Source organism: Streptomyces sp. NPDC002467, assembly GCF_042889825.1.
GTDB lineage: Bacteria > Actinomycetota > Actinomycetes > Streptomycetales > Streptomycetaceae > Streptomyces.
Map to the genome: position 1 here is coordinate 633131 of NZ_JBIARJ010000002.1, position 15444 is coordinate 648574.

Genomic DNA, 15444 nt, shown 5'->3' on the forward strand with positions numbered 1-15444 from the left:
CCGCGCCAGGGCCCGGCTTTCGGATCAGGCCGGGCGCGCGGGGCCTAGACGGAACCCGTGTACGAGGCCGTGGTCCGTACCTCGCCGAAACGGGGGAAGATCCTGCGCACCGCGAACTCGTGCTCGTCCGCCGCGAACGCGGACATCGCGTCCTCGACGAACTCGACCTCGTACCCGTGGTCGCTCGCCGCGCGTGCCGTGGACTCCACCCCCATCGTCGTCACCAGCCCGGCCAGCACGAGCCGGTCGACGCCCAGGGCCCTGAGCTCCTCGTCCAGGCCGGTGGCGTGGAAGGCGCCGACCGTCCGCTTGACGATCTCGATGTCACCCGGGCGCGCGAGCCCCTCCACCAGACCGCTGCCGGGCGGCTGCTCGGCCACGTTCGGCCGCTCGACGCGCACCAGCACCACCGGGCGCCCCTCGGCGCGGAACGCTTCCGCCAACAGAGCGCAGCGGGCCGCGACCGCCTCACCGGAATGCGGAGCGACCGGCAGGGCGATGATGCGCGGCATGAGGTCCACGAGGACGAGGGCGGTGCCGGCCGAGGTATGCGTCACGCGGTGATCTTAGTCAGAGCTCCCGCGCGGCCGGAATGATTATTCGACCTCGAAGCGGGAGGTGTCGCCCGCGCCCCGGCGTACGATCTCCGCCTCGCCCCCGGAGAAGTCGATGACCGTGGTCGGCCTGGTGCCGCAGTCGCCCGAGTCGACCACCGCGTCGACCACGTGGTCGAGCCGCTCCTTGATCTCCCAGCCCTGGGTCATCGGCTCGTCCTCGTCGGGCAGCAGGAGGGTGCTGGAGAGCAGCGGTTCGCCGAGCTCCGCCAGCAGCGCCTGCGTGACGCCGTGGTCGGGGATGCGGACGCCGACCGTCTTCTTCTTCGGGTGCAGCAGCTGGCGCGGCACCTCCGACGTGGCCGGGAGGATGAAGGTGTACGGGCCGGGCGTCGCCGCCTTGATCGCACGGAACACGTCGTTGTCGATCTGTACGAACTGGCCCAGCTGAGCGAAGTTCTGGCACACCAGTGTGAAGTGGTGCTTGTCGTCGAGGTTGCGGATGGAACGGATCCGGGACACGCCGTCACGGTTGCCGAGCTGGCATCCCAGGGCGAAACAGGAGTCCGTCGGGTACGCGATGAGCGCGCCGGAGCGGATGCTGTCTGCCACGTTGCTGATGGTGCGAGCCTGCGGATTCTCAGGGTGCACGTCGAAGTACTTCGCCATCCGCCGAGACTACGGGATCCGCCTCCCGCACCCGACACCTCGTGGCGCACCGCGCGGACGCGGCGCCCGGGCCCCTCAACCGGGCTTGGGCTCCGCCGGCTTGTGGCCGGGGTAGACGTGTTCGGGGGTCACGATGCTCGTGATCGCCTCACCGAACAGCGTGCTCGGCTCCTGGCCGTCGCTCAGGATGTCCGTGTTGAGCAGGACCACCAGGGTCGCCTGGTACTGCGGGAGATAGATGGTCAGCGACTCGTACCCGGGCAGCGAGCCGTTGTGGCCGATCCAGCCCTGGACGTTGAAGATGCCCAGCCCGTACCCGGCGCCGGGAATGTCCATGGGCGTGGTCTTCAGCCGCTCGGCCTGGGTGGCGGGCGTCAGCAGGCTGCCGGTGGCGACGGTGCGCGCCCAGCTCCGCAGGTCCAGCAGGTCGGAGATCATCGCTCCGGCGGCCCAGGCCCAGGAGGGGTTCCAGTCGGTCGCGTTGACGACCTTGCCGGACGCCGACTGCTCGGTGTAGCCCTGCGGGTGCGGATCGGGGAAGCTCGCGTCGACGGGGAAGACCGTGCGGCGCAGCCCGGCCGGCTCCAGCACCTCCTGCCGGATGAACTCGCTGAGCGGCTTCTTGCCCACCTTCTCCACGACCAGTCCGAGCAGGATCAGGTTGGTGTTGCTGTAGTCGAACTGCGCGCCCGGTTCGAACTGCACGGGGTGCTTGAACGAGTAGGCCAGCAACTGTCGTGGTGGGATGTACTTCTTGGGGCTGGTGGTGAGTTCCTTGTTGAAGGTGGGGTCCTCGCTGTAGTTGTACAGACCGCTGCGCATGCCGGCGAGTTGGCGCAGGGTGATGCGGGCCCCGTTCGGAACGCCCTCGATGTACTTGCCGATGGGGTCGTCCAGCGCGAGCTTTCCCTGGTCGACGAGTTCGAGCAGGGCCGTGACGGTGAACGTCTTCGTCTCGCTGCCGATCCGGAAGTTGAAGTCGGTCTCCATGGGAGCACCGGTGGCCTTGTCCGCGACGCCGAAGGTGCGCACGTAACTGCCCTTGCCCGGGGCCCACAGGCCCACGACCACACCCGGCACCTTCGTCTCCCGCAGCACCTTCTGCACGGCGGTGTCCAGTTGGGCCGCGACGGCGGGAGTGAGCTGGGGGAACTCCGTGCCGGCGTCGGGCGAAGGCGAAGCGGAGGAGGGGGCCGGGACGGAGGGGCCCGGTGTCGCCACGCTGTGCGCCGGGTTCATGGCGGCGGGGAGGGCGAGCAGGCCCGCGGCCGCGACCGCCACACAGGCCCGGCGGAGCCGTTCGTGCGTCGGACTCACGGCGTGCCTCCTGTCGTGCGAAGGACCCCGAGACAAGGCAGTCCCACCAGCCTAGACCGGCCCCACCGGGCCCGCGACCGAGGGGGAACGGGGGCAACCGGGGGCCGTCCGACGTACTGGATCATGGTGCGATGGACAATACGCGGCACATCGTCAGCTCAGGATCCCCCCTCGAACCGGAGATCGGCTTCTCCCGTGCGGTGCGCGCCGGAAGCCACGTGGCCGTGGCGGGCACGGCCCCCATCGCCGACGACGGTTCCACCACCGCCCCCGGCGACGTGTACGGACAGACGGTCCGGTGCCTGGACATCGCCGAGCGGGCGCTGCGCGAAGCGGGGGCCGGGCTCGACGACGTGGTGCGTACGCGCGTCATGCTGACGGACGTGACGCTGTGGAAGGAGGCCGCGCGGGCACACGGCGAGCGGTTCGCCGCCATCCGGCCCGTGACCACCTTCGTGGAGGTGTCCCGCTTCATCGACCCCGGCTGGCTCGTGGAGGTCGAGGTCGACGCCGTGGTCCGAGCGGGTTGAGTTCCGGGCCTCGTTCGGCTGCACATCCGAGTTGGTGATCATCGTTCTGGCGTCTTGTCCGTTTTGATGCCGTCTCCGGGCTGAAGCGGTTCAGGGAGGGTTGTGTGGTCATGCGGCGGGCGCGACGGACACGGATGGTGGTTGCGGGTGCAGGCGCGAGCGTGCTGCTGATGGTCGGGGCGGCGGCCCCCGGCCAGGCGCCCGGGGCGGACGGAGGGCGTCGCGCGCCCGGGGCGGCCTCGGTCGGCCTGCTGGTCGGCCGCGTCCTGGACGAGGGCCGCGAGGCCGTTCGCCCCGGGAGCGAGCAATGCGCGGTGGAAGTCTTCCGGCCGGGCATGTGCCGGAACTGGCGACAGGAACGGGTGGTGGCCACCGCCGGCGGGCAGGGAACCGTACTGCCCCCGCCGGCCCTCGACGGCGTGTCCCGCCGGGTCGCCCGCGGGACGCACGCCGGTGGGCCCCTGGAGATCTCCGTGGCCGAACCGGGCCAGGGGATCCTGACCGACGTGTCCGTCACGGACGGCCGCGGACGCCACCTGGCGGGCACCCTCGCCGAGGGCGGCGGGCGTTGGGTGAACGCGGAGTCGCTGCGGGCCGGGGAGTCCTACACGGTGCGGGTCGACGCGCAGGACCCGGCGGGCAACGCGGTGGGCGTCACCCTGGAGTTCCGCACCGCGCCCGCGCCCGCGCCGACCGCCGAAGGAGGGCGGCTGACCGCCGAGTTCGGGCCGCGCGGCGGTACGTACGGCGCCGGGGAGATCGTGACGGCGGAACTGAGTCACCCCGTGCCGGCCACCGACGGCCTGGCCCGCAGCCGCGTGGAACAGGCGCTCCAGGTGACCTCCCACCCCCACGTGGAGGGCGCCTGGCACTGGGTCGACGCATCGACCCTGCACTACCGCCCCCGCGCGTACTGGCCCGCCCACACGACGGTGAGCGTCCGCAGCGGCCTCGACGGGGTCGAGATCGGCGGCGGACTCTACGGAGGACCGTCCGAGGGCGTGGAGTTCACCGTCGCGGACCGGATCGAGGCGGTCACCGACTCCGCCGCGCACACCATGACGGTGAGCCGCAACGGAACGGTCCTCAGGACGATCCCGGTCACCACCGGCAAACCCGGGTTCAGGACCAGGGCCGGGGTCAAGGTCGTCCTCGGCAAGGAACCCAAAGTGCGGATGCGGGGGGACTCCGTCGGCATCAAGCGCGGCACGAGCGAGTTCTACGACCTCCCCGTCCAGTACGCGACCCGTGTGACGTGGAGCGGTGAGTACGTGCACGCCGCGCCCTGGTCCGTGGAGGCGCAGGGGGAGGAGAACGTCAGCCACGGCTGCACGGGCATGAGCACGGAGGACGCCGCCTGGTTCTTCGAGACGGTCCGCGAGGGGGACATCGTCGAGGTCGTCAACAGCGGAGGCCCGCTCATGGAGCCCTTCGGCAACGGCATCGGGGACTGGAACCTGGACTGGAAGGCATGGCGGGCGGGCAGCGCCCTGGCCACCACCTACGGCGCCCCCGCCCCCGGCGACCCGCCGGCGCCGTCCCGGCTGTCCCCGACCACCTGACGCGCCCCTGAAACCGGGGGAGGGACGGCCGGCGTCCCCCTGCGGGGGTGGTGTCCATGTCGGAGTCGGAGCCGAAGGAGTGGGGGCCGGTCGCGGCCCTGCCGGCCGCGGCGGCGGCGGCCGTCTTCGCCTGGACCTCGTGGTGCTTCACTGGGGCCGCGGCGCCGTCGATCACCGTCACGGTGGCGGGCGTCGGGGTCCTGCTCCTCGCCGCGTGCGCCTCGTACTTCGTACGCGTCGGCGGCAGCGGCGGCTTCTTCGGGACGCTGTTCCTGGCACTGGGCCTGCTGGCCACCGTGGCGACCGCGGACCAGACGACGGCGCGTGGAGAGGTCGCCGGCTGCGTCGTACGGGACGTCCGCGCCCAGGACCAGGAGTCCCAGGGCGAGGGTCCCGCCTCGAAAACCGTGTACCGGCTCGCGCTGGACTGCCCCGGAGGCTACCCGGCGGAGCTCAAGGACGGACCCGAGGCCGCGGTGGGCGCGCGGATCCGGGTCTCCTACGACCCCGGGCGCCGGGTGTCCCCGGTGGCGGAGGGCGGGACCTCGCCGTGGACGGCCGGCGTGTGCGCGGTGTTCCTCCTCGCCCTCGCCACCGGCCTCGCCGGGCGTAGGAGGTCCGCGGCCTGACCACGGCCTGCCGAAGCGGGCCTCAATCCCCGCCGCCGGAGTCCCGACGGCCGGAGTCCCCGCCCCCGAAGTCCCAGGCTTCGACGTCGCGGTAGTGGATCGGTCCCGGGCCGCGGCCGATGTTGCTGCCGACCAGGTGCAGCCGCCGCGTCGGCCACGGGCGGCCGGTGAACGCGGCCAGTCCCGCGGCGGCCTCCACCGCGTGGAGGGGCTCGTTCCGACGGGACCGGGCCAGCGTCAGATGGGGACGCAGCGGCCGGCCCTCGAAGGGGATGCCGCACTCCTTGACCAGGGCGCGCACGGCGTCGGAAAGGAGGTGCAGTCCTTCGAGGTCCCCGTCGATGCCGGTCCACAGCACCCGCTCGTCGAAGTGACCGCCGCCGCGCATCGACAGCCGCAGGGGCCGGTGCGCCGCCGCGAGCTCGGCCAGCGGCGGCCGCAGCAACGGGACCGCCGCCACCGGGAGCTCCCCGAGGAACGCCAGCGTGATGTGCCAGTCCTCGATCCGGTTCCACCGCATCCGCGGGTACGCCTCGTAGGCAGGGCGCAGTGCCCGCTCCAGCTCCTGCTTGGCGTCGTCGGGCGGGGCGAGCGCGACGAATATCCGGACGGTCGAGGTCTGGGACTTTTCCTTCACACAGCACTTGGTACCGTGCGCCGGGCCGATCGGTCACATCCGGCGGGCACTCAGGGGCGCAGGAACCGGCGCAACCGGGTCAGCGGCCACGTGTTGACGACGTCGTCCCGCGTCAGCCAGCCCCGCTGCGCGACGCCCACGCCGTAGCGCACGTACGGCAGGTGCGTGGGGGAGTGCGCGTCGGAGTCCACCGCGAAACGCACGCCGAACCGCTTCGCCCGCAGGACGTCCTCGTCGCACAGGTCGAGCCGCTCCGGGTGCGCGTTGATCTCCAGAGCGGTCCCGGTCCGCGCGCAGGCCCGGAACACCTCGTCGAAATCGGCGTCGATGCCCGCCCTGCGGCCGATCCGCCGTGTGGTGGGGTGGCCGATGACCTGCACGTACGGGTTCTCGCAGGCCCGCACCAGACGGCGGGTCTGCGCCCGCCGGTCCAGCCCGAAGTGCGAATGCACCGAGGCCACGCACAGGTCGAACCCGGCCAGGAACCCGTCGGGCCAGTCCAGCTCCCCCTCGGGCCCGATGTTCAGTTCCGTGCCGTGCAGCAGCCGCATTCCGCGGTGGGACCGGTCCAAGGCACGCACCCGCTCCCGCTGGGCCAGGATCTTCTCGTCGGTCATCCGCTGCATGTACAGGTTCGGGGCGTGGTCGGTGACGGCGTAGTACGCGTACCCGCGCGCGGCCGCGGCCTCCACCATCTCCTCCAGCGGCGCCAGACCGTCGGTGAGGTCGGTGTGGGTGTGCAGGTCGCCCCGCAGGTCCTCCTCCGCCACCAGTTCGGGCAGCTCGTCCCGCAGCCCGGCCGCGATCTCCCCGCGGTCCTCGCGCAGCGGCGGGGCGATCCACGGCAGGCCGAGCGCCGCGTAGACCTCCTCCTCCGTCGCGCCGGCCCGCCGCTCGCCGCTGTCGGCGTCGAAGAGCCCGTACTCGGACAGCTTGAGCCCCAAGCGGACCGCGAGCTCCCGGGTGCGTACGTTGTGCGCCTTCGAGCCGGTGAAGTACTGCATGCCCGCTCCCCAGGACGCCGGCGGCAGCACCCTCAGGTCCACCTGGAGCCCCTTCGTCGTGCGGATCGAGGTCTTCTTCGACCCGTGCGCCAGGACCTCGGCCGTATAGGGCAGGGCCACGAGGGCCTCCATGACCGGGCCCGGCCGCTCGGAGGCCACGAGGACGTCGATGTCGCCGATGGTCTCGCGCATCCGCCGCAGCGACCCGGCGTGCGCGCACCGGACGACGCCCGGCACCGACGACAGTTCGTCGGTGAGTCGCTCGGCGATCTCGGTCGCGGCGCCGATCAGGATCCGGCTGCCCGCCTTCTGCATCAGCGAGATGCCGGCGAGGATGTTCTCCTCGCTCTTCTCCCCGAAACCACGCAGGTCACGCAGCCGCTCCGCGTGGATCGCGTCGAGCAGCTGGTCCACCGTGGCGACCCCGAGCCGCTGGTGGAGCAGCATGGCCCGCTTCGGCCCGAGCCCCGGGATCCGGGTCAGCTCCCGCACCCCCGCCGGAACCGCCGCCCGGACCTCGTCGATCGCCGGGACACGGCCGGTGCGCAGGTAGCCCAGTACCTTCTCGGCGATCGACGCGCCGACGTTCGGGATCTCCTTGAGCCCCTTCGCGTCCAGCTTCGCGACGTCCAGAGGACTGCCCCCGATGGAGCGGGCCGCCTTCTCGTAGGCGCGGACCTTGAAGGCGTCCCCGCCGCTGATCGCGATCAGGTCGGCGTACTCCTGCAGCAGTGCCTCGACCTCGTCATTGACCCGGGCCATGTCTTCAGGGTGCTCCTGGGTCCCGCGGTTCCGCCAGAAATCCCCATTCCGTGCGTGAACTCGCGTTCGATGCCGTCCTGTCGGCCCATGGCCTGTGAGAATCCACCGACCTGCGGTTCCGTGGCTTCGCGCTGCTGCTGTCGCTCGGTGTGGGACTCGGCCTGGGCCTCGCCCTGCGCGGCCTCGTGGCCCGTACGGCGGCGGTCGTGCTCGCCGGCGCCTGGCTGCTCCGGTTCTCGCCGGCCTCGAACAGGGAGCACGCGCAGGCCGTGCAGCTGTACCCGCGGACCACCTGGCTGATCATGTACTGCCTGATGGTCCTGAGCGTGATGGGCGTGATGGCCCTGGTGCAGCGGGGCTCCGGTTGGGCCGAGCGCTCGCTCCGGCCGAGCGGCCCCGCTCCTGCGCGGGTCGTTCCGCGTCCCGTCGTCCGGCAGGTCGCCGCGGGCATGGTGTGCGTGATCGCCCTGTTCGCGACGATGGGCGCGTCCTGGAGCGTCCACCGCTACATGCCCTCGCCCGACGAGTCCGCCATGGGCATCGACGCCTACCGGGCGCACGTCCTGAAGAAGGAATGTCTGACGGTCGGCGCGAAGGACCTGCGACCCAACCCCGACCGGGGCTTCTGGTGCGGTGGCGTCCCCGCCGACAAGTGGCCGCTGGTCTGCGGACGCGAAGCGCCCTTCTGGCAGCCGTCCCGTACCCGACTCCCCGGGACCGGTGCGGACGAACGGTGGGCGCAGTCCGTGCCGGTCCCGGAGGGCGGATCAGGGGGACGGGCTGACCTGGAGGGTGGTCAGGGAGCCGCCCGCGGCCTCCTTTTCGACGGTGATCCGGGTCCCGGTGTCCGGGACCCGGACCCCGAGCTGGGGCAGCTCGGGGTTCCAGTACGAGCCGTGGCGGTCGTCGAACACCGCGACTCCGGGCCGTGACGGTACGACCACCGGGGCGCCCGCCCGGTGCAGCACGATCCGATCGCTCGCCCGGCGGGAAAATGGCGCGTCGAACGTCTGGGCCCGCGCGTTCAGCAGGGTGCCGTCGGTGAACCGCAGCGGCTCCGGACGGGAGTCGACCGGCAGCAGCAGACCGGCGCCCGGGTGGGCCTTGGTGGTGTTGTCGCTGTAGGCGGTGTCCCAGAGCCAGATCAGCACGCCCTGCTGGTACGGGTAGAACTCCACCTTGTCGCCGCCGAAGCCGAAGTTGTACGGCCCGGACTTCAGCAGGCTGCCGTAGCCCGTGTAGCGCCGGTTCTCCGCGAAGTACGCGCGCGGGTGCTGCGCGACGCCCGTGCGGCCCTCCGTGATCGACCACTTCCGGGCCGTCCAGCCGTTCGCGCCCCGCTCCGCGCCGTCGCGCAGCAGTTCCCGGCCGTCCGCCGTGATCCGCAGGTCGTCGAAGGTGACGCCCTTGCCGTGGGTGTTGCCGTCCGAGGTCACGCGCAGCCGGATCTGGACGCTCCGTCCCGCGAACCGGTCCAGCGGGACGCTCAGTTCCCGCCACCCGGACGAGGTGCCGGAGACGCCGTTCGCGGGAATCCCGGTCCCGTCGACGGTGCCGGGCAGCGGCGCCCAGTTCACCCCGCCGTCCGTGGAGGCCTCCACGGTCAGGAAGTCGAAGTCCTGCTCGATGTCGTACCAGACCCGGGCGTCCAGCCGGGCGGAGCCTGCCCCCGTGAGGTCGACCGGGCGCGTGAGGGTGTTGTCCATGAAGTCACCGGTGCCGCTCCACCATTGGCCGGCGCCCTCGTACGGGTCGATGAGCTCGGTACGGGTCATCGAGGGCGGCAGGTGCACCAGCAGGGCCTGTGGGTCCTCGGTGTTGTATCCCGACACGCCCAGCACGGCGCGCGTCTTGCGTCCCGCGTCGGCCTCCGTGTACTCGAGCCAGCCGAGTTGGAGCTTGCTCCACGGATCGAGGTCGCCGGGGAACTCGCCCGTCGTACCCGGGCCCTTGCCGAGGTAGGAGGCCGAGGACATCAGGGACCAGAAGTTGACGCCGTTGTCCCCGTCCGAGCTGTACAGGTCGGGCAGACCCAGGTCGTGACCGAACTCGTGGGAGAACAGACCGGCTCCGCTGTTCTCACCGCCCGTGAGGTAGTCGCCGGCCCAGATGCCGGAGTCACCGACGGGCGTGCCTCCCGCCTTGTTGCCCTCCGGGCCCGCGGTTCCGGCCTGGTTCCAGTACGCGAACCAGCGGTGCGCCCAGACGGCGTCCTTGCCCTGGGCCCCGCCGCCCCAGGTCTGGTCCTTGCCCGCGTGCACGACGACCAGGTGGTCGAGGTAGCCGTCGGGCTCGTCGAAGTTCCCGTCGTGGTCGGCGTCGTAGCGGTCCCACACGTCGTACTCGGCGAGCTGTGCCTTGATCTGCTCGGGCGTACGTCCCTTGGCGCGCTCGGAGTCGTACCAGGCGGCGGTGGCGTCGCGGATCATGTCCCAGTTGGTGCGGCACTGACCGGCCTCGGTGCAGTTGTCGGTGCCGTAACGGGCCTCGTTGTAGGGGAGCTTGACCCAGTCGGTGACCGTGCCGTCCATGTCGTAGCGGCCGGAGGACTGGAGCCGGTAGTAGGCGCGCATGGACGCCGATGCGGGTTCGGTGGAGAAGAACTGCTTCTGGTAGTAGTCCCGTCCGAAGTCCTTGCGCCACAGGGTGTGGTTGTCGTCCGGGGCCGGTTTGCCGATCGCGTTGTGCAGGGGCCCCGGGGTGCCGCCGAAGCGGGGGTCCGTCTGCTCGCCGAACTCGGCGAGGATGACGAAGACCTTGTCCTTGCGTTCCTGGGCGAGTTCGACGTACCGCTTCCCGATCTTCGCGGTGCGGGGGAGGGTGCCGTCCGCCTCCGCGCGCAGGGCGTCTCCGGAGCCGCCGCCCGCCGCGACGTCTTCGAGGGCCTGGCGGCGAAGGGCCTGGCGCTGGAGTTCGAGCGGGGCGGGAGGCGGAGCGGCGGCGTGCTCGGCCCGGGCTCCGTCGTACGGCGGGGAGGGCGGCGGGGTGGCCGCGCTCGCGGGGGTGGAGAGGAGAGTGAGGGCGGCGAGGGATATCGCCGCCCCCACGGCAGCGAGTCTGCGCAACGTGAGGCGCCTTTCGGTGAATTGAGCCCGGCGGGGCCGCGGTGAGCCGCAGCGCGGGTAATATTTCACATGTGACAGGTCATGCATAGATGGCGGCGCTCGCGCGGAAGGGACGCTGCCCGGGCGGGCTGCTAAAATGTGCGCGTCGGCCTTCGCCACCGCCCGAACGGGTGCGTGCGGAGGCTTTTTTCATGCCTCCTCACCCTTCCGCACGCACCGCACCTGCCGCACCACCCACCACACCACCCGTCACCGGCTACCGCGTCCTGCTCCGCAACCGTGAATTCGCGGGCCTGTACGCCGGGTTCACGCTGACCGTCGCCGCGACCACGCTGTCCGGCTTCGCGCTCGGCACCCTGGTCTACGACCAGACCCGATCCGCCTTCCTGACGGCCGTGAGCATGTACGGCGCCACCTTCGCCACGGCCCTCGGCGCCCTCACGCTGATGTCCGTCGCGGACGGCAGCCGCCCCCGCCGGACCCTCGTCGCACTCCAATGCCTCACGCTCGCCGGAGTCGCCGCGCAGGCGGTTCCCGGGCTGTCACCGGCCGCCCGCTTCGGGCTCCTCCTGCTGCTGGGGTTCTTCCAGTCCCTCGGGACCGGCACCCGCATGGGCCTGCTCGCCGAAGTCGTGCCCACCACGCATTACGCCCTGGCCCGCTCGCTCATGAACATCACCTCGGGCGGCACGGCCGTCCTCGGCTACGCCACGGGCGCCGCACTGCTCACCCGCTTCACCCCGCACGGGGTGTTCATCGCCGCGGCGGCCCTGACCGCCATCGCGACGGCCGTCGTCGCGGCGACCGTCCGGGAACGCTCCATCCGCCTGACCCGCCGCCCGGGCCTGCGCCGGACCTGGCGGACCAACGCCGAACTCTTCTCCCACCCCGGCGGGCGCGCGCTCCTGCTGAACCTCTGGGTCCCGGGCGGCCTGATCGTCGGCTGCGAGGCCCTGTTCATCTCCTACGCCCCGCAACACGCGGGCGTCCTCCTGGCCGCCGGATCGGCCGGCATGCTCCTCGGAGACCTCGCGGTCGGGCGGTTCCTGGGCCCCGCGCAGCGCCGCCGCCACGCCTTCACCCTGCGTCTTCTGCTCGCCGTCCCCTACCTGCTGTTCGCCTTCCATCCCCACGTACTGGTGGCGGCCGCCGCGGTGTTCGTCTCCGGCCCCGGGTTCGCCGCCACCCTGCCGCTCCAGGAACAGCTCCTCGAACTGACCCCCGATCCGGTACGCGGCCAGGTCCAGGGAGTCGAATCCGCGGGCCGCATGACATGGCAGGGCATCGGAGCCGCGATCGCCGGCGGCCTCGCCGGGCAGCTCGACCCCGCCACGACGATCACCGCTCTGGCGGCGGTGTCGCTGGCCGTCACCGTCGTCTCCCGGCCGTTCGTGCTCCGCGCACGTACCGTGCGGGGCCGTGAGCGGACCGCCCCTTCCTCGGAGGCCCGTTGTCAGACCCATGGGCGAGGATCATGCTCATGAAGAACCTTCCCGCCGCTGAGGCGCTGTCCGTCATGTCCGGCCGCGACGAGTACGAGGGCGCCCTGGCCCGACTGCGCGAAGCCTCCGCGGCCTACTACGGCGACGGCGAGGGCCCCCTGGACGACGCGACCTACGACGCGCTCCGGCTCACGGTGCTGTCCTGGGAACAGGCGCACCCGGACGAGGTGGCCCAGGACTCCCCGACCGGTCTGGTCGGGGACGGCGCCGCCCCGGCGGGCGACGTCGCGCACACCACACGACTGCTCAGCCTCGACAACGTCTTCGACCCGGCCGGCCTCGTCGCCTGGGGGGCCTCCCTCCAGCGCCGCCTGGGCCGCGAACCCGCCGGCGGGTTCACCGTCGAGCCGAAGATGGACGGCGCGGCCGTAGCCGCCCGCTACCGCGACGGCCGACTGTTGCGGATCGTCACCCGGGGCGACGGCACCACCGGCGAGGACGTCAGCCACGTCATGGGCACCATCGACGGCCTGCCCGAGCAACTTCCCGTACCGGCCACGTTCGAAGTCCGCGGTGAAGTCCTCTTCACCCGCGAGCAGTTCGAGACCGCGAACGAGGTCCGCACCGCACACGGCGCGCAGGTCTTCGCCAACCCCCGCAACGGCACCGCCGGCACCCTGCGGGCGAAGGACCGCCCCTACCGGCTCGCCATGAGCTTCTGGGCGTACGGAGCCGTCGAGCTCGACGGCGCATCCTTCGCCCCCGAGGGAGCCACCCACGCCGAACTCCTGGCCGCGGTGGCGGAGGCGGGCGTACGGACCACGGCCGCCACACCTGCGGGACTCCACGTGGTCGCGACCCTCGCCGAAGCACAGCGGAAGGTCGACGAGATCGCGGCGCTGCGCCCGGACCTGCCGTTCGGCATCGACGGCGTCGTGATCAAGGCGAACGACGCGGCGGAGCAGACCGCGGCCGGCTTCGGCAGCAGGTTCCCGTACTGGGCGATCGCCTTCAAGCTGCCCGCCGTCGAGCGCCGGACCGTGCTGACGGACGTGATCTGGGAGGTGGGCCGGACGGGCGTGCTCGCCCCGACGGCCGTTCTCGAACCGGTGGACCTCGACGGCTCCACGGTCACCCGTGCCACCCTCCACAACCCCGCCGACATCCGCCGCCGCGACCTGCACCTCGGCGACACCGTGACGGTCTACAAGGCGGGCGACATCATTCCCCGCGTCCAGGCTCCCGTCACCGCCCTGCGCCCGGCCGGCGCCCAGGAGGTGCCGCTGCCCGAGGCCTGCCCCAACTGCGGAGGGGAGATAGACAAGGGCCAGGAGCGCTGGCGCTGCGCACGGGGAACCGCCTGCGCGCTGCCCGCACTGATCGAGTACGCCGCAGGCCGGGACATGCTCGACATCGACGGCCTCGGCAGGACGTACGTCAACGCGCTCATCGAGGCGGGCGCCGTCACGGACGTCGCCGACCTGTTCACCCTCACCGAGGAACAGCTGACCGCCGCCTCCGGCAGCTCCAAGCGCGGAGCGAAGCTGGCCGAGCAGATCGAGGCGGCCAAGTCCCGGCCGCTCAGCCGCGTCTTCTGCGCCCTGGGGGTCCTCGGAACCGGGCGCAGCATGTCCCGCCGCATCGCCGCGCACTTCGGCACGATGGACGCCATCCGGCGGGCCGACGCCGCGCTGATGCAGGAAGTCGAAGGCATCGGCGGCGAGAAGGCTCCGGTCGTCGTCGAGCAGGTGGCCGCCCTGGCCCGCGTCATCGACAAGCTGGCCGCGGCCGGGGTCAACATGGAGGAACCGCGGCAGCCGACGGCCGCGGGCGACGGTCCACTGGCGGCCGCGACCGTCGTCGTCACCGGGAAGATGAGCGGGCCCCTGGAGAAGCTGGGCCGCTCCGAGATGAACGCCCTCGTCGAGAAGGCCGGCGGCAAGGCGGGCAGCAGCGTCAACTCCAAGACCACCTACCTGGTCTGCGCGCCGTCCGCGAACGGCAAGCCGAGCTCGAAGGCCCTCAAGGCCGCGGAACTCGGCGTCACGGTCCTGACTCCGGAGGCCTTCGCCGAACTGGTCGCCGAGTTCCTGGGCCGGGAGGCGTCGTAGGGCACGGTGACCACCGCCGGAACACGGCGCTGCGCCGGTCTCCCCCGTGAGAGACCGGAGCGGCGCCCACCTGCACCCCCGTACCCGGTCGGCCCGCCGTGCGGCCGTCGGACCCCTATCCCTGCGCGGCCGGGATGAGGTACCCCCAGGTCTTGATGCCGACGATGCCGTCCGGGCCGCCGGTCTCCCGCGGGTACTTCGACTGGAACCGCAGCACGGCCGCCTCGGTCTTGGGGCCGAAGTCGCCGTCGATGAAGGTCGGGGCGTCGGAGGAGTCGACGAACGCAGTGCGGACCAGGGCCCACTGGAGCGCCCGTACGCAGTCGCCCCTGGAGCCCCTGGCGAGGTTCACGGCCGGAACGGGCCAGCCGTTGGACGCATAGCGCGTTCCGACCTGGTTCTCGCACGCTTCCAGGTACCCGGCCTGGGCCGACGCCTGCGGAGCGGCGAGCCCGGCGGTCATGAGCAGCGTCGCGCCCAGGACCCCGAAGCGGGTCGCCGTTCGCCTGATGGTGTTCATGCCAGGATCTTCCTTTCGGTGAAGCGTGGGCATGCCGGCCACTCGGCCTACTCGAAGTAGACGTGGGCGATCAGGGAGTGCCAGGTGTACCGCCCGACGACACCGTCCGCGCCGCCCTGGACCCCGGTCCTGTTCTGGAAGTTCACCACCGCGTTGTACGTCTTGGGTCCGAAGGAACCGTCGATGAACCCGGGCTGGTCCTCGCTCCGGACCGCGCCGACTTCGAGCAGCTCCTCCTGGAGCTCCCGGACGCACACCCCGGACGAGCCCTTGCGGAGCACCACCGTGGGGATGTCCCAGCCGAGGTAGTACTCATGGCCGTAGGCGTTCTTGCACGTCTGAAGGTCGCCGCTCCAGCCGGCCTGGGCGGGGGCGGCGGCCAGGGCGCCGAGGAGGACCGTGGCGGTCGCGACGGTCGCGCCCGCCCACATCGTGCGCTTGCGCGCTGCCTTGTTCGTCATGGCGACCGCGCGAGCCGGCGCCGCCGGTCACCGCCACCGGAGAACGGCGGTGACCAGCACCTTCACATCACTCCCCGGGTCTCCCCAGGGCCTGTCGTCAAACTCCCGTCTGCCCCGCGACGCCTGGCACGCGCTCTCGCCGCACCGGGCGGAAGCCAAGTACGTCCAGTACGCGGGCTTC

General features: G+C 71.9%; 13 protein-coding genes. 5 read left to right on the top strand and 8 right to left on the bottom strand.

The window, feature by feature from the left end:
* Positions 1 to 44: 44 nt before the first annotated feature.
* The 3 genes from ACFYYJ_RS06240 to ACFYYJ_RS06250 form a co-directional block, all read right to left on the bottom strand.
* Complete coding sequence (locus tag ACFYYJ_RS06240) at positions 45 to 557, bottom strand: isochorismatase family protein (RefSeq protein ID WP_389129011.1); 513 nt, start codon at positions 555 to 557, stop codon at positions 45 to 47.
* A 39-nt stretch (positions 558 to 596) separates the two neighbouring features.
* Positions 597 to 1223, bottom strand: coding sequence for an L-threonylcarbamoyladenylate synthase (locus tag ACFYYJ_RS06245; protein ID WP_385128158.1), 627 nt, complete (start codon positions 1221 to 1223; stop codon positions 597 to 599).
* A 75-nt stretch (positions 1224 to 1298) separates the two neighbouring features.
* A complete protein-coding gene (locus tag ACFYYJ_RS06250; RefSeq protein ID WP_385366241.1) occupies positions 1299 to 2540 on the bottom strand; it encodes a serine hydrolase domain-containing protein in 1242 nt (413 codons plus the stop codon).
* A 131-nt stretch (positions 2541 to 2671) separates the two neighbouring features.
* Between ACFYYJ_RS06250 and ACFYYJ_RS06255 the strand changes: the two genes are divergently transcribed.
* The 3 genes from ACFYYJ_RS06255 to ACFYYJ_RS06265 all read left to right on the top strand — a co-directional run bounded on the left by ACFYYJ_RS06255 (position 2672) and on the right by ACFYYJ_RS06265 (position 5261).
* Positions 2672 to 3070 (top strand): RidA family protein, encoded by a 399-nt coding sequence (locus ACFYYJ_RS06255; protein ID WP_385128160.1) that lies wholly within the window; start codon positions 2672 to 2674, stop codon positions 3068 to 3070.
* A 170-nt stretch (positions 3071 to 3240) separates the two neighbouring features.
* Positions 3241 to 4632: an Ig-like domain-containing protein gene (locus ACFYYJ_RS06260; RefSeq protein ID WP_389129071.1), complete on the top strand. Its 1392-nt coding sequence runs from the start codon at positions 3241 to 3243 to the stop codon at positions 4630 to 4632.
* A 56-nt stretch (positions 4633 to 4688) separates the two neighbouring features.
* A complete protein-coding gene (locus ACFYYJ_RS06265) occupies positions 4689 to 5261 on the top strand; it encodes a hypothetical protein (RefSeq protein ID WP_389129015.1) in 573 nt (190 codons plus the stop codon).
* Between the two features lie 22 nt (positions 5262 to 5283).
* Here ACFYYJ_RS06265 and thpR read toward each other — a convergent pair whose 3' ends face one another.
* The 3 genes from thpR to ACFYYJ_RS06280 all read right to left on the bottom strand — a co-directional run bounded on the left by thpR (position 5284) and on the right by ACFYYJ_RS06280 (position 10729).
* Positions 5284 to 5898: an RNA 2',3'-cyclic phosphodiesterase gene (thpR, locus tag ACFYYJ_RS06270; RefSeq protein WP_385128162.1), complete on the bottom strand. Its 615-nt coding sequence runs from the start codon at positions 5896 to 5898 to the stop codon at positions 5284 to 5286.
* A gap of 50 nt (positions 5899 to 5948) precedes the next feature.
* Positions 5949 to 7664 carry a DNA polymerase/3'-5' exonuclease PolX gene (polX, locus tag ACFYYJ_RS06275; RefSeq protein WP_389129018.1) on the bottom strand — a complete coding sequence of 572 codons (1716 nt, stop codon included), beginning with the start codon at positions 7662 to 7664 and terminating at the stop codon, positions 5949 to 5951.
* 767 nt (positions 7665 to 8431) lie between these two features.
* Positions 8432 to 10729: an immune inhibitor A domain-containing protein gene (locus ACFYYJ_RS06280; RefSeq protein WP_389129021.1), complete on the bottom strand. Its 2298-nt coding sequence runs from the start codon at positions 10727 to 10729 to the stop codon at positions 8432 to 8434.
* 191 nt (positions 10730 to 10920) lie between these two features.
* Here ACFYYJ_RS06280 and ACFYYJ_RS06285 point away from each other — a divergent pair, with 191 nt between their 5' ends.
* Both ACFYYJ_RS06285 and ligA read left to right on the top strand, forming a co-directional pair.
* The gene (locus tag ACFYYJ_RS06285) at positions 10921 to 12213 is read left to right on the top strand and encodes an MFS transporter (protein ID WP_389129024.1); all 1293 of its coding nucleotides are present in this window, start codon (positions 10921 to 10923) and stop codon (positions 12211 to 12213) included.
* Entirely contained in the window at positions 12210 to 14282 is a 2073-nt protein-coding gene (ligA, locus tag ACFYYJ_RS06290; protein ID WP_389129026.1) for an NAD-dependent DNA ligase LigA, read from the top strand. The genes ACFYYJ_RS06285 and ligA overlap by 4 nt, the downstream gene beginning before the upstream one ends.
* Positions 14283 to 14397: 115 nt before the next feature.
* Here ligA and ACFYYJ_RS06295 read toward each other — a convergent pair whose 3' ends face one another.
* Positions 14398 to 14802, bottom strand: coding sequence for a peptidoglycan-binding protein (locus ACFYYJ_RS06295; RefSeq protein ID WP_385128169.1), 405 nt, complete (start codon positions 14800 to 14802; stop codon positions 14398 to 14400).
* A gap of 47 nt (positions 14803 to 14849) precedes the next feature.
* Positions 14850 to 15263 carry a peptidoglycan-binding protein gene (locus ACFYYJ_RS06300; RefSeq protein WP_389129030.1) on the bottom strand — a complete coding sequence of 138 codons (414 nt, stop codon included), beginning with the start codon at positions 15261 to 15263 and terminating at the stop codon, positions 14850 to 14852.
* Between the last annotated feature and the right edge of the window lie 181 nt (positions 15264 to 15444).

Coding starts and splice junctions, on each gene's coding strand:
- polX (WP_389129018.1), bottom strand. CDS start 7,664: ATGGCCCGGGTCAATGACGAGGTCGAGGCACTGCTGCAGGAGTACGCC.
- ACFYYJ_RS06245 (WP_385128158.1), bottom strand. CDS start 1,223: ATGGCGAAGTACTTCGACGTGCACCCTGAGAATCCGCAGGCTCGCACC.
- ACFYYJ_RS06295 (WP_385128169.1), bottom strand. CDS start 14,802: ATGAACACCATCAGGCGAACGGCGACCCGCTTCGGGGTCCTGGGCGCG.
- ACFYYJ_RS06265 (WP_389129015.1), top strand. CDS start 4,689: ATGTCGGAGTCGGAGCCGAAGGAGTGGGGGCCGGTCGCGGCCCTGCCG.
- ligA (WP_389129026.1), top strand. CDS start 12,210: ATGAAGAACCTTCCCGCCGCTGAGGCGCTGTCCGTCATGTCCGGCCGC.
- ACFYYJ_RS06260 (WP_389129071.1), top strand. CDS start 3,241: ATGGTCGGGGCGGCGGCCCCCGGCCAGGCGCCCGGGGCGGACGGAGGG.
- ACFYYJ_RS06300 (WP_389129030.1), bottom strand. CDS start 15,263: ATGACGAACAAGGCAGCGCGCAAGCGCACGATGTGGGCGGGCGCGACC.
- ACFYYJ_RS06255 (WP_385128160.1), top strand. CDS start 2,672: ATGGACAATACGCGGCACATCGTCAGCTCAGGATCCCCCCTCGAACCG.
- ACFYYJ_RS06285 (WP_389129024.1), top strand. CDS start 10,921: ATGCCTCCTCACCCTTCCGCACGCACCGCACCTGCCGCACCACCCACC.